The sequence below is a fragment of the Saliniramus fredricksonii genome (assembly GCF_900094735.1).
Classification (GTDB): domain Bacteria; phylum Pseudomonadota; class Alphaproteobacteria; order Rhizobiales; family Beijerinckiaceae; genus Saliniramus; species Saliniramus fredricksonii.
In genome coordinates, this window is record NZ_FMBM01000002.1 from 1,503,808 (window position 1) to 1,517,396 (window position 13,589).

Here is a 13,589-nt window from a genome sequence, read left to right on the forward strand (position 1 = left end):
TCAGGACGGTGCGATCGCCGATGCCGAATCGGGCGAGGACGAAGATCGAGACCAAGGGTGTCGATGTCTTCTATGGTCAGAAACAGGCGATCTTCGACGTGTCGCTGGACATTCCCGAGAAGGCCGTCACGGCCTTCATCGGTCCGTCCGGCTGCGGCAAGTCAACCTTCCTGCGGTGCATCAACCGCATGAACGACACCATCGACATTGCGCGGGTGACCGGGCGCATCGCCATCGACGAGCGCGACATCTATGATCCCGACCTGGACGTCGTGGAGTTGCGTGCGCGGGTCGGCATGGTCTTCCAGAAGCCGAATCCGTTTCCGAAATCGATCTTCGAGAACATCGCCTATGGGCCGCGCATTCATGGCCTGGCCCGCAGCAAGACCGATTTCGAGGAGATCGTCGAGGGCAGCCTGCGACGCGCAGGCCTTTTCGAGGAGGTGAAGGACCGGCTTCAGGAGCCCGGCACCGGACTGTCTGGCGGCCAGCAGCAGCGCTTGTGCATCGCGCGCGCCATTGCCGTGAATCCCGACGTCATCCTCATGGATGAGCCGTGCTCGGCGCTCGATCCGATCGCAACGGCGCGCGTCGAAGAACTGATCGACGAGCTGCGGACGAACTACACCATCGTCATGGTGACACATTCCATGCAGCAGGCGGCCCGCGTCTCGCAGAAGACGGCCTTCTTCCATCTCGGCTATCTCGTCGAGGAAGGGCCGACCGAGGGGATTTTCACGAGCCCCCGCGAGAAGCGGACGCAGGATTACATTACGGGCCGTTTCGGCTGAACCGCACAACGATTTGCAGGAGAACCCGAACATGGTCGATCATACCGTTTCCTCTTTCGATGATGAATTGCAGGGCCTGCGTTCGGCCATCATGGAGATGGGCGGGATCGCGGAAAAGATGCTGCTCGATGCCACCACCGCATTGGTGCGCCGCGACGTCAACCAGGCCCAGGCCGTGGTCGCCATGGATGACCGCCTTGACGATCTGCAGCGCCAGATCGAGGAGCGCGCCATCCTCACCATCGCCAAGCGCCAGCCCCTGGCGGTGGATCTGCGCGAGGTGATCTCCGCCATCCGCATCGCCAGCGATATCGAGCGTATCGGTGACATGGCCAAGAATATCGGTAAGCGCACGCTGGCCGTCTCCGGCCAGTTCGAGCCGCAGAAGGTGGTGCTCGGTGTCAACCGGATGAGCGAACTTGTCCAGGCGCAGCTCAAGGATGCCCTCGATGCCTATACCCAGGGCAATCTCGAGGCGGCGATGGATGTCTGGGAGCGCGACGAAGCGACGGATGCGCTCTATACCTCGCTGTTTCGCGAATTGCTCACCTACATGATGGAAGATCCGCGCAACATCTCCTTCTGCACGCATCTGCTCTTCTGCGCCAAGAATGTGGAACGTATTGGCGACCACACCACCAATATCGCGGAGACGGTGCATTACCTCGTCAAGGGCGAACCGCTGACGGCCGAGCGCCCGAAGAAGGATCGTACCTCCCTCGAGCATGTCGAACATACGGGCAAGTGAGTTGCGCCTGCCCCCCCTGCCCCGCATGAAGCAACCGGCGGCGCCCGTACGTGCCGCAGCATGAGGCGATGACACGATGTCGACGAAGGTTCTGGTGGTCGAGGACGAGGAAGCGCTGACCCTGCTCCTGCGCTACAATCTCGAAGCGGAAGGCTACGAGGTCGATTGCGTGATGCGTGGTGACGACGCGGAAATCAGACTCAAGGAACATGTGCCGGATATCGCCATCGTGGACTGGATGCTGCCCGGGATTTCCGGCATCGAGCTTTGCAGGCGTATCCGGGCATGGGAAAACACGCGCCGCCTGCCGGTGATCATGCTCACCGCGCGCGGCGAGGAAGGCGACCGTGTGCGCGGTCTCGCAACAGGCGCCGACGATTATATCGTCAAGCCGTTTTCCGTTCCGGAATTCGTCGCCCGTGTGAAAGCGCTGCTGCGCCGCACTGATCCCAACCTGCTGACCGACAAGCTGGTCGCCGGCGATATCGAGCTCGACCGCGACAGCCGCCGCGTGCGCCGCAACGGCACCGAACTGCATCTCGGCCCGACGGAATTCCGCTTGCTCGAATTCCTGATGCGCACGCCCGGGCGCGTCTTCACCCGCGAGCAGCTGCTCGACAATGTCTGGGGGCGCGACGTCTATATCGACGAGCGTACCGTCGATGTCCATGTCGGGCGTCTGCGCAAGGCCGTCAAGGCGCAATCGGGTTCAGATCCGATCCGCACCGTGCGCGGCGCGGGCTATGCCTTTGAGGGGTGATTCGTCGACGTTCATCACGATAATTTTTTATCGGAATATTATTTTTGGTTGTCGCCACGACGTTTTGATTGCATAATTTCATCGAAATATTCCTTAGAATGTGTCTCCGGATCCGTTTGTGCGGTCAACCGGGTCTGCACGATTTACAAACCTCAAGCCGGATCCCGCCGCATGCCTGACGGGATACTGAGCCCCGCATGAGCTACCGGGAGGTATTATGACGAAATCCATACAGATCCTGGTGGGCACGGCTTGCCTCCTCGCAACTGCGCTAAGCAATCAGGCGCGCGCCGATGAGAGCTGCAACATCGGGGCCCATTCGGTCGAATCGTTTTCGCAGGAATACTTCGTCAATCCCCAGGCGCGCCACGTATCCCCGTTACTCGCGCTCGAAACCATGCTCGAGAACGGCTGTCGCGATGAGGATGAATTCGCGCGGGTGATCGAAATTTATCTGGATGACCGCGTCGCAGATTTGTATCAGCGTGACGATCCGAAAGCCTGGAGGGTCGATCATATCTGGATGCTGATCGGCATCGAGATGCTGATGCTCGGCCACGAGGCGCCCTTGCGTGCATTTCTCGATACGGCAAGGGCCGATGCGGAATCGGGCGACCCCGGCGCGATGACCGCCTTTGCCTATCTCGGCCGCTACCAGACCGAGCACTGGGACTGGACCGATCAGTTCAGGGCTCACCAGCAGAATTATCCGCAGAGCATCGCTCATTTTGGTCTGGAGGAGTGGAGTGAGCGGGATGCTCATCCGATCCGCAGCATTGCGCCACGTTTGCGCAACGAAGCCGACGCGTTTGTCGAACGCGCCTCGCAGGCCGGATTCGCACCGGCCCACGTGATTCATCTGGCCGGCCAGCGCCCGGCGAGCTTCACACCATGTAAGACGAGGTCCAGCATCGGGGGTGCCGGCCTCTTCGGCATGTCCGACGATCCTGATGCCGACGACACCCCCACCAACCGCTTTTTCAAGTCCTTTGTCGATCTGCCTGATCGCGAACGGGTCGCGCGTGATCTGATGGATTGGTCGCGTGACGTGATCAGAGCGGGCATCACCGGCGGCGAGACCGGTACGCTGACGCCCGACATGGAGGCCGCAACCAATGTTGCCAAGGCTTATGCAGAGATCAGGTCCAACTGCGCCTTGTCCATCGAAAACGGCACGCTTGATTTCGGAGTCGAAGACCGCGATGAGGCCGCAACCGGCATGCATCACGCAGTGGCCGCGCCGGGTATCCGGTACCAATGGGAGCCTGCCCTCGTCTACGCGTTATTCGTCGATCAATACTACGACAGCCCCGACCGGCACTACGCCGCCGCGCGGATTCTGCAGGCGGGTGGTTACATTGAGTCCCTTGATTTTCATAATGAGCGCGTGGACGCCGTCATCGGAACGTTTTCACGCGAGACCGTGCGGGAGGCGCAGCGCATCATGGCCGAATACGGCTACTACACTGCGGCAATCGACGGAATTCCCGGACCGAATTTCCGCAATGGCCTGATGCAATGGAATGATGAATGCCGCTTAGATTTCGGCGAGAACCCGCAGAAGTGCCTGCGGCTCGGGCCCGCCCTTCTCGATCACGAATGGGTGCATCCGTTCCTCGGAGATGTCGCGCAGTTGCGCTGATCAGGCGGCGGACTCACCGCCCCGCCGCGTCCAGCCGTCTTTCGGCGAAGCGCATGGCGATGTGATGCGGCGAGACGCGCTCCGCTTCCGCTTCGGCGAGGATCGCGGCGATGTTCGCGTCGAGCTGGTGCATGCGCCCGGCTATCCAGTCGGGATCGGCGACACCGGCGATCTCACGTGAGACGCTGATGATGCCGCCGGCATTGATGGCGAAATCGGGCACGTAGAGAATACCGCGCGCGTGCAGCCTGTCCGCATCGGCGATGTCCTCCAGCTGGTTGTTGGCGGCACCCGCAACGATGGCGACGCGCAGAGCGGGGATGCTGCGCGCATTCAGCACCGCCCCCAGCGCGCAGGGCGCGAACACGTCCGCCTCAACGGAGAGGACAGCCTCCGCAGCGCAAGCCGTCGCGCCGAATTCCGAGACGGCGCGCTCGACCCGAGCGGCGTCGATATCGCTGACGATGAGCTTCGCGCCGCCTTCGTGCAGACGCGAGCAGACATGCCAGCCGACATGGCCGAGGCCCTGTACCGCCACCAGCAGACCGCCGAGATCATCGCGATTCAGTCGCTGCGCCACTGCCCGGCGAAGACCGTTGACAATGCCCTTCGCCGTGGTTGGCGAGGGGTCGCCGCTGGCATGAGCGCCATGCGCCAGACCGGCGACGTGGCGGGTGGTCTCGCGCACATGCTCCATGTCCTCGACATCCACTCCGACATCTTCTGCCGTGGTATAGGCCCCGCCGAGACGTTCGACCGACCGCCCGAAAGCGCGCATGAGCTGTGGTGTCTTGATCGCTCTGGGATCACCGATGATCACCGACTTGCCGCCGCCGAGATCAAGGCCGGCAACCGCGTTCTTGTAGGTCATGCCACGCGAAAGCCGCAGCACGTCGGCGATCGCGGCGTCTTCGCTCTCGTAATTCCAGAACCGACATCCACCCGCAGCCGGACCGAGCCGCGTATCATGGATCGCGATGATGGCGCGCAACCCCGTCCGGGCGTCATGAACGAAGACGACGGACTCATGCGCATCGAAATGCGGATTATCGAAGATCCTCATGGCGACCCCTCCTCATCATTGCCCCGAAATGCGGCATTGACGAGATGATACAACTCCAGATCTAATATTAATTTACTAATGTAACCCTGAATGATGACAATGCGTAGAATCGGACGCTTGCGCTGGACATTTTGTTCGTTTAAACGAACGGTTCGAGATTGCGGAGTGCGCTTGACCATGCCTGTCGACAGCCCTTTCGATGACGAACGTACCGAGGTCGCGGTCGGTTCCGGTTTAACCGACCATCTCCATCCGGAAACGCTGGCAGTCCATGCGGGCGGCATGCGCACGCCCTTCGGCGAGACGAGTGAAGCCCTGTTTCTGACACAGGGCTTCGTCTATCCCGATATGGAAAGCGCCGAGCGGCGCTTCGCCGGCGAAGACCCCGACGGCTTCATCTATTCGCGTTTCTCGAATCCGACCGTCGCCATGTTCGAGCAGCGCATGGCCACGCTGGACGGCGCCGAGGCCGCGCGCGCGACGGGAACCGGGATGGCGGCGGTGGCCGCAGCGCTGCTCGGCTATCTGAAAGCGGGCGATCACGTCATCACCTCGCGGGTGCTGTTCGGCTCCTGCGCCGTGATCCTCGGCGAGATCCTGCCGAAATTCGGCGTCGAATCGACCTTCATCGATGGCACGCGCCCGGAGAACTGGCGCGCGGCCCTGCGGCCCAACACCCGTGCCTTCTTCATCGAGAGTCCAGCCAATCCCACCACCGAATTGATCGATATCGCCGAGACCGCCGAAATCGCGCACGAGGCCGGCGCGATCCTGATCGTCGACAACGCGCTCGGCACGCCCCTGATCCAGAATCCGCTGCAACACGGCGCGGATGTCGTGACCTATTCCGCGACCAAGCATATCGACGGCCAGGGACGATGTCTGGGCGGGCTGGTGCTCGCAAGCGAAGAATTCATCGAGACCCACTTGAAGAACTACCTGCGCCATACCGGCCCGGCGCTGTCACCCTTCAATGCATGGGTCCTGCTCAAGGGGCTGGAGACACTGCCGCTGCGGATTGCCAGACAGGCACGCAATGCCCGCGCCCTGGCCGATGCCCTGAAACGCCTTCGCGGCGTGAGCCAGGTGCTCTATCCGGGCCTGCCGGACAATCCGCAGGCAGCAATCTTCAAGAAGCAGATGAAGAGCGGCGGCAGCGTGCTCGCCTTCGAACTCGAAGGCGGCAAGGAGGCGGCGTTCCGCTTCGGCAAGGCGCTGGAGCTCGTCAGGATCTCCAACAATTTCGGCGACGCCAAGAGCCTCGTCACCCACCCTGCCACGACGACGCATCAGCGCTTCAGCCGGGAGGAGCGCGAGGCGATCGGTATCAGTGAGGGCATGCTGCGCCTCTCGGCCGGGCTGGAGCACCAGGGCGATCTGATCAACGATGTCGTGAGCGCAGTAAAAGCTGCGCATTAGGCCTGGGGCGCATTGACCGAGCCAGAAATTGACGAACACACGGATGTGGTGCGTCAGTACCGGCGTGTGTGCACGCATATCCAGTTCCTGAGCATTTGGAACCTGTTGGCGACTTTGTGCCGCCAGACATGGCGCACCTTGCCATGCCGGACCGGTGTCTCTCGATTGGCGCGTCAGGGGATGCGGGCGGCAATCCAACCTTGGGCAAAAGGACCGCAGAACAATTTCCGCATCGAAACCCCGGTCAAATATTCGATTATTCATTTTTCGGCACTTAATCAGCCGCGCAGCATATAAAAATAATGCAAATACATAGATTTAAATGAATCTAAATTGGAATATCATCTATCTTTGGTACATCTTCCAAGCGCATGTCCCAATCTGCTCGACTTTCAAAGCAGATATGCTGACTTGGTCGGATATCGATCGCACTGTCAATACTTCCTGCGGGCACAACAATGGAATCACCGTCTGATTGAACAACTGGAAGAGCAGATCCGCATTTACTACAAAAGCTCTTTTTATGTCGGGTGTCTGGAACCTGATAGGTCTGAACGGATTCATGACCGGAAAACCAGGTTAACTTCGCTGTCGACGAAAACAAATTGGCGGCATGTGCAGACCCCGTGTCCTTTCGACAGCGCTTGCAGTGACACAGCAAGAAGCTCTCGAGTTCACCCGAGATTTGAAATTTAACAGTGCCGCACAAACAGGAGCCAAGGGTGTTTCCGGTCATAATAATATACTCATGTTCGCTCGGCACAGCATCAAGGTAGCCGTAGCAGCTTGCCGAACCAATGGTTCTCGACGCGCAGAGCTCCCCCCGCATCACCCTGCTTCGGCGGGCTCGCCCTGCTCAGATCGTGGCGCGCAGCCGTGTGAACCCCGCATCAAGATCAGCCTTGAGATCATCAAGATCCTCGAGGCCGACATGGAAGCGCAGACATGGCCCAGCCGGTGCAAACTCCGTCACCGTACGGTAGGAGGCGCAGTTGAACGGGGTCACGAGGCTCTCGAAGCCGCCCCAGGAAAAGCCCATCCCGAACAGTTCGAGCCCGTCCAGCATGGCGGCGACAGCCTGTTTCGAAGCCGGCTTCAGTTCGATGGAGAACAGACCCGAAGCGCCCTTGAAATCGCGCTTCCAGATTGTGTGGCCGGGATCGCTTTCCAACGCTGGGTGCATCACCCGGGCGACTTCCGGGCGCGCTTCCAGCCAGCGCGCCATCTCCAGCGCCTGTTTCTCGTGCTCATGCAGGCGCAGTTTCATGGTGCGGATGCCGCGCAGGCAGAGGAAGACGTCCTCCGGACCCGGACAGGAGGAATACAGCTCGTAGGTCCGCCGCAGCTGTTTCCAGCAACGCTCGCTGGCGGAGACAAGCCCCATCAGCAGATCGGAGCCGCCGGAGAGATATTTCGTCCCGGCCTCGATGGCGAGATCGACGCCCATGGCGTGGGGCGGGAAGAACAGGGGCGTTGCCCAGGTATTGTCCATCGCGACTACCGCGCCGCGCGCATGCGCCGCCTCGGCGATGGCGGGGATGTCCTGCATCTCCATGGTCTGCGAGCCCGGCGCCTCGGTCCAGACAACGCTGGTATTGTCACGGATGAGATCGGCGATGCCGGCGCCGATCAGGGGATCGTAATAGGTCGTCTCGATGCCGAATCGCGTCAGATGCTCCGCGCAGAATTCACGGGTCGGGCGATAGACCGAATCGGTGACGAGCACGTGATCACCCGCCTTGACCACTGACATCATGGCCAGCGCGATGGCGCTGAGGCCCGATGGCGCCAGTGCCGTGCCTGCGGCGCCCGAAATATCGGTCCAGGCCTTCTCCAGCGCCTCGGTGGTCGGCGTGCCCTTGGTGGCGTAGGTATAACGGCTGTCCTTGCTGACGAGGGCGTCATAGCTGGGATAGAGCACGGTCGAGCCGCGATAGATCGGCGTATTGACGAAACCGAACTGCTCCGACGGATCGCGCCCTGCATGGACCAGCTTCGTCCGTTCGCCCCAATGCCCACCACCGCGTTTTTCCATCGCCACGCTCCCCCATACGGATATCGTCAGCCCGACCGCAATCGTGCGGTCGAGATCATCTGTCAGGCGAGATGACACGCTTTCACAGGCATTTACAATCACCTCTTACCGGCTCCATCCGGATTTTGGCATTGACGCACCTCGGTGCGTTTGTCATTCACGAAGAATGTTGAAATTCGCATGACCGTCTCCGCGAGGAGCTTGGGGCTCATGTGCAGCGTGTCATCGGCGGAGTCTGACCAGTCGGGATGATGCCGTGATGCGCGCCGAAGATCCGGGTGGCATTACGGTATGGAGACGGGCTTTCTCCGGCGTATCTTTCTCGGCCTTGCAATGGTCGTCTCTGGAATCGTGACCGCGATGGCAGGCGCCCTCCCCGCTTCGGCCGAGCCCGGCGCGACACTCGCTCAGGTGCGCGAGCGCGGTCATCTCTCCTGCGGCGTGAATCCCGGTCTGCCAGGATTTGCCACCCAGAATACCGACGGACGCTGGAGCGGCTTCGACGTCGCCTATTGCCGCGCCATTGCCGCAGCCATCTTTGCCGATCCGGAGGCCGTCGATTTCGTTCCGCTGAATGCCCGCGAGCGCTTCGACGCGTTGACGGACGGCACGATCGACGTCCTTCTGCGCAATTCGACGGCGACCATGGCCCGGGATGCCGGGATGCCGCTCGATTTTCCGGTCGTCACCTATTTCGATGGCCAGGGCTTCCTGGTGCGCAAGCAACTGGGCGTTTCTTCCGCGCGGGAACTCAGCGGTGCGACCGTCTGTGTCGAGGATGGAACAACGACGAAGCTCAATCTGGACGATTATTTCCGCGCCCAGGGCATCCGCTACGAACCGGTCGTGTTCGGCTCTGCCCTCGAGACGATCGATGCCTATCTGAACGGGCGTTGCGACGCCTATACCACGGATGCTTCGGGGCTCTATGCCCATCGCATGCGCGCCTCCGATCCTGATGAGCATGTCGTCCTGCCGGAAGTGATCTCCAAGGAACCCCTCGGCCCGGCGGTGCGTGACGATGATCCGCAATGGGCGGATCTCGTGCGCTGGGTGCATTTCGCCATGCTGAATGCCGAAGAGCACGATGTCACTGCGGAGAATGCGCGTGAACGGGCCGCCAATGATCCCACGCCGGTTATCCGCCGGCTGCTCGGCATAGAGGGAGAATTCGGCGCCATGCTCGGGCTCGATGAGGGTTGGGCTGTGGAAGTGATCGCCCATGTCGGCAATTACGGTGAAGTTTTCGCGCGCAATATCGGCGACGCCTCCCCCCTCAACATCCAGCGCGGCCTCAATGCGCTGTGGACGCGCGGCGGCCTGCAATACGGGCAGCCAATTCGCTGACGTCGAGCCGCGAGCGCGGCGCGTCGGCGATCTGCCTTGGCACGCGGCAACCTGCGCAACGAGACGGCGGATAACGGGCAAAGCTTGGGCTTCCCCTGTCGCGCACAGCATCATATCCTGACGATAGAAACGCTGCGGGTGCAACCATCCCGTTGCGCGCAAGGACGGCGTGAACCGGAGTGGGGATAATGGCGGATTCGCATGCAGCACGGATCGATAGCGACGCGGCCCCGGCGGGGGATGTCGCCGTCGAGATGATCGGCGTGAACAAATGGTTCGGGGAGTTCCAGGTCCTCAAGAATATCGACCTGAAGGTCATGAAGGGGGATCGCATCGTGGTTTGCGGGCCGTCCGGCTCGGGAAAGTCCACGCTGATCCGCTGCATCAACCGGCTGGAAGAACATCAGAAGGGCTCGATCATCGTCGATGGGGTCGAGCTGACCAACGACGTCAAGAAGATCGACGAGGTGCGCCGCGAAGTCGGCATGGTGTTCCAGCATTTCAACCTGTTTCCGCATCTCACCATCCTGGAGAACTGCACGCTCTCGCCCATGTGGGTGAAGAAGGTACCCAAGGCCGAGGCGGAAGAGATCGCCATGCATTTCCTCGGCAAGGTGAAGATCCCGGAGCAGGCCCACAAATTCCCCGCCCAGCTCTCCGGCGGCCAGCAGCAGCGTGTCGCGATCGCGCGCTCCCTGTGCATGCGCCCGCGCCTGATGCTGTTCGACGAGCCGACTTCGGCGCTCGATCCGGAAATGGTCAAGGAAGTGCTAGACACCATGGTCGAGCTCGCCGAAGAGGGTATGACCATGCTCTGCGTGACCCATGAAATGGGCTTCGCCCGTCAGGTCGCGGACAAGGTGATCTTCATGGATTACGGTGAAATCGTCGAAGAGAACCCCCCCTCCGTTTTCTTCTCCAATCCGCAGCACGAGCGCACGAAACTGTTCCTGAAGCAGATCATCACCTGACGCGCGCGGCGCTCACGACCCTGTGAAAAATGCGCAGGCGCACCCTTGCATTTTTCATCCGCGTGTCGGATATGGGAGGCGCTGGGCATGGAGCGATTCCGGTCGAGCGTGAGAGGCCTCGTGGCGGAGTGGTTACGCAGAGGACTGCAAATCCTTGCACCCCGGTTCGATTCCGGGCGAGGCCTCCATACTTCTTTTCTGGTTAGTTTTAACGACTCATCCACACTCGCCCGCGCGATCGTGCGGTGGGTGCGGTACGCAATCCATCACTGCAGGTGCTGCGCGAGTGGCGCGGCGTAGCCGGGACGCTCCAGCGGCACGCCCATCTTGCGCGCCGCAACCGGCTCGCAGCGGCCCGCGATCGAGGCCGACTCGCCGAGCGCCATGTAATCGGAGAACCCGCGCACGAATGCATCGATCGCGTCGGCTTCGTCCTCGGCGACGGCAACGAACAGGCAGGGGCGAAGCCTGTCGCCCGTCTCCGATGTCATGATGAGATAGCAGTTGGCCATGGCGATTCCTCCCGCCGCTTTCGGCGCATCGCAACGATGCTTGGCTCGGCCCGCAGTCTAACTCAAAAAGGCATGAATTTATACATCCGATATACGTATGAACACTTCATCGTAGATTGTACGCCGCCGCATCTCAGCCGGACATGGCGCGACGTCACTGCGCCCGCAGATAGGCCAGTACATCACCGGCATTCCGGTCCGGCGGGAAGACCGGGTAGAATACCTTCTCGATGCGATCATCGCGCAGAATAAGCGTCAGCCGCTTGATCAGGACCATCCCTTCAACCTGCAAGGTTGGTAGCGAGAGCGCCTCGGCCAGGGCGAGATCGGCATCCGATAGCAGCGGAAACGGCAGATGCAGGCGCTCCGCCGCTTCGCGCTGATAAGCCGTCGTTTGCGTCGAGATGCCGTAGAGCGACGAGACGCCGCAATCGGCGAGGTCGCGTGAGAGATCGCGGAAGGCGCAGGATTGCGGCGTGCAGCCGCGTGCCCCGGGGATCTGGTCCCATCCGTCCGGCAGGGGCTGATCCGGCCGCCCCGTCATCGGATAGAAGAAGAGCACGCTCCAGCCATTCAGGCGCCCAAGCGCGACTTCGCTGCCATCCGTCGCCGGAAGCGTGATATCGGGCATGCGCGCCCCGGTCAGATGCGCCGCCGCGCCGTCATCCTCGGGCGCGGAGATGGCGGACCAGTCGACGGATTGGAGGTTTGGCTGGTTCACGATACGCTCCTCTTATAGCGAACACGTTTATCCATCTCCTATGCGCCGCGCCTCGGCTGACGGATCATCAGCCTCCGGATACACGCGCCCAGAACGCCTGCTTGCGGCCATGCTCCCGCTTCAGCCGGGACTGATAAGTCTCATGGTCCTCGATTCCCCCAAAATCCGCAATCTGCTTGGCGAGATCAGCACATGTCGCCAGATGCCGCGCCGCGTGGCCATAGCGCGAGGAGCGCGCTTGCGTCAGGGTGAAGTCAATCATCGCCCGCAAGGCTATGGTCGCGGCCAGCGGATGAGCGTTGCGAAGGGCCTCGGCAGCGGGCGTGAGGATTTCGTAGTGATCCCCGTTGATCTTCGCGCGCTGCGCGATCAGTAACGCTGCAGCACGATCGGGCGCGGGCCATTCCAGAAAGAAATGCAGGGCGACGAGTGGATCCTTGTGCGCAGCGGCATGATCCATGGCCTTTTGCTCGGCTTCGATATCGTCGAAATCGGGCAGATTCTTCAGATAATCGCGCAGAAAGGCGACTGACAGTTCATTTTCGAACAGCTGCCAGCGCGCAGCCTGCGCCTCATCCCGACGCCCCAGCGCATCGAGCGTCGCCAGACGCGCCGCGTGCCAGGCCTCTGGAACGAACCGCCCGTCCTCACGCTGCGCGCCCTCGATAAAGCCGAGCGCCTCCTCCGGGCGCTCGTCTTCGAGGAGACGGATGGCGATCTCGGCGGCGATCTGCGGGACCGCGCGGGTCTCGGTATCATATTGCGCAATGAAGGCATCGACATCGCCCCTCGCATCGGCAATCTCCATGAGCGCCATCCGGACCATGCTGTCGCGCTGGCGCGCGCGCATCTCATCTGCATAGATCGTGATGTTCAGCCCATACGCAACCGCGCGCCGCTCCTCCGGCGGCGGAACCGTGATCTCTTCGCGCCCGTATTCCGTGATGCGCTGTTCCAGATGGGTGAGCCCGGTTTCGCCGAGCAGGGGAGCGAGGATCGTGATGATGCCATCATACTGACCGAACCCGTTATCTTGCAAAGCGGCGAAGACGCGATCCGCCGTGACCCGGGGATCCGCCTCCGCTTTCGTCGCGATATCGGCGAGATCGGAAAGCGCTTGATGAAAGATCCCGATCACCGTACCGCTGCTGTCGTCGCAGCGCTCGAAAACCGGATCGGCGACTGCGAGAAAACGCCAGATCAGATCGAGTGCCTCCTGCGGATCCGCTGGCGCGATCTGGTCGACAATGGCGCGGCGCTGCGTCTCCAGGTCGTCAACGAGCTTCTTGCGGTTTTGCCAGTTCACGAAGGTTCTGGCGCGAGCGATGCTGGTCAGCCGCTTGTTGACTTCGCGCGCGGCGTCCTTCGGGCTTTGCGCACCAGCCAGCGCGAGACGCAGCTTGCGTTTCGCCGCTGCGTCACCAGTGCTGATCTCGATCAGCAGTTCCGCCAGACGCTCTGCGCCCAGAGCCTTCAGATTCGCCGCATTGAGTGTGGTGCGTGAGGCCATCGAATCTCCCCGGTTTCAACCAAATCTATCAGGGCGGGTGATGTATCGGAAGAATACCTCCAGGGGCAGA

The 13,589-nt window shown here is 61.5% G+C and carries 13 protein-coding genes and 1 tRNA gene; 8 read left to right on the plus strand and 6 right to left on the minus strand.

Annotation, left to right across the window (positions count from 1 at the left end):
• Positions 1-20: 20 nt before the first annotated feature.
• The 4 genes from pstB to GA0071312_RS13455 all read left to right on the plus strand — a co-directional run bounded on the left by pstB (position 21) and on the right by GA0071312_RS13455 (position 3,941).
• The gene (gene pstB, locus GA0071312_RS13440; RefSeq protein ID WP_074445382.1) at positions 21-791 is read left to right on the plus strand and encodes a phosphate ABC transporter ATP-binding protein PstB; all 771 of its coding nucleotides are present in this window, start codon (positions 21-23) and stop codon (positions 789-791) included.
• Positions 792-822: 31 nt separating this feature from the next.
• Complete coding sequence (phoU, locus tag GA0071312_RS13445; protein ID WP_074445383.1) at positions 823-1,539, plus strand: phosphate signaling complex protein PhoU; 717 nt, start codon at positions 823-825, stop codon at positions 1,537-1,539.
• A 76-nt stretch (positions 1,540-1,615) separates the two neighbouring features.
• Positions 1,616-2,299 (plus strand): phosphate regulon transcriptional regulator PhoB, encoded by a 684-nt coding sequence (gene phoB, locus GA0071312_RS13450; protein ID WP_074445384.1) that lies wholly within the window; start codon positions 1,616-1,618, stop codon positions 2,297-2,299.
• A 523-nt stretch (positions 2,300-2,822) separates the two neighbouring features.
• Positions 2,823-3,941 carry a peptidoglycan-binding domain-containing protein gene (locus GA0071312_RS13455; protein ID WP_131817813.1) on the plus strand — a complete coding sequence of 373 codons (1,119 nt, stop codon included), beginning with the start codon at positions 2,823-2,825 and terminating at the stop codon, positions 3,939-3,941.
• Positions 3,942-3,954: 13 nt separating this feature from the next.
• On the opposite strand, the gene GA0071312_RS13460 is transcribed toward GA0071312_RS13455, so the two are convergent.
• Entirely contained in the window at positions 3,955-5,004 is a 1,050-nt protein-coding gene (locus tag GA0071312_RS13460) for a Glu/Leu/Phe/Val family dehydrogenase (protein ID WP_074445386.1), read from the minus strand.
• Between the two features lie 177 nt (positions 5,005-5,181).
• Here GA0071312_RS13460 and metZ point away from each other — a divergent pair, with 177 nt between their 5' ends.
• Positions 5,182-6,423, plus strand: a complete 1,242-nt coding sequence (metZ, locus tag GA0071312_RS13465) for an O-succinylhomoserine sulfhydrylase (protein WP_083204571.1) — start codon at positions 5,182-5,184, stop codon at positions 6,421-6,423.
• A 328-nt stretch (positions 6,424-6,751) separates the two neighbouring features.
• On the opposite strand, the gene GA0071312_RS13470 is transcribed toward metZ, so the two are convergent.
• The gene (locus GA0071312_RS13470) at positions 6,752-7,252 is read right to left on the minus strand and encodes a GFA family protein (RefSeq protein ID WP_338056846.1); all 501 of its coding nucleotides are present in this window, start codon (positions 7,250-7,252) and stop codon (positions 6,752-6,754) included.
• Between the two features lie 27 nt (positions 7,253-7,279).
• A complete protein-coding gene (metC, locus tag GA0071312_RS13475; RefSeq protein ID WP_074445387.1) occupies positions 7,280-8,458 on the minus strand; it encodes a cystathionine beta-lyase in 1,179 nt (392 codons plus the stop codon).
• 291 nt (positions 8,459-8,749) lie between these two features.
• On the opposite strand from metC, the gene GA0071312_RS13480 reads away from it, so the two are divergent.
• From GA0071312_RS13480 to GA0071312_RS13490, 3 genes are all read left to right on the plus strand, one after another.
• Positions 8,750-9,805 (plus strand): amino acid ABC transporter substrate-binding protein, encoded by a 1,056-nt coding sequence (locus GA0071312_RS13480; RefSeq protein WP_074445388.1) that lies wholly within the window; start codon positions 8,750-8,752, stop codon positions 9,803-9,805.
• A gap of 188 nt (positions 9,806-9,993) precedes the next feature.
• Entirely contained in the window at positions 9,994-10,776 is a 783-nt protein-coding gene (locus GA0071312_RS13485; protein WP_074445389.1) for an amino acid ABC transporter ATP-binding protein, read from the plus strand.
• A 114-nt stretch (positions 10,777-10,890) separates the two neighbouring features.
• A tRNA-Cys gene (locus GA0071312_RS13490) sits at positions 10,891-10,964 on the plus strand.
• 78 nt (positions 10,965-11,042) lie between these two features.
• On the opposite strand, the gene GA0071312_RS13495 is transcribed toward GA0071312_RS13490, so the two are convergent.
• The 3 genes from GA0071312_RS13495 to GA0071312_RS13505 form a co-directional block, all read right to left on the minus strand.
• On the minus strand, positions 11,043-11,288 hold the full coding sequence (locus GA0071312_RS13495) for a hypothetical protein (RefSeq protein ID WP_074445390.1): 246 nt from the start codon (positions 11,286-11,288) through the stop codon (positions 11,043-11,045).
• Positions 11,289-11,442: 154 nt separating this feature from the next.
• Positions 11,443-12,009 (minus strand): peroxiredoxin, encoded by a 567-nt coding sequence (locus GA0071312_RS13500; RefSeq protein ID WP_074445391.1) that lies wholly within the window; start codon positions 12,007-12,009, stop codon positions 11,443-11,445.
• 67 nt (positions 12,010-12,076) lie between these two features.
• Positions 12,077-13,519: a DUF6880 family protein gene (locus GA0071312_RS13505; protein WP_074445392.1), complete on the minus strand. Its 1,443-nt coding sequence runs from the start codon at positions 13,517-13,519 to the stop codon at positions 12,077-12,079.
• Positions 13,520-13,589: the final 70 nt, after the last annotated feature.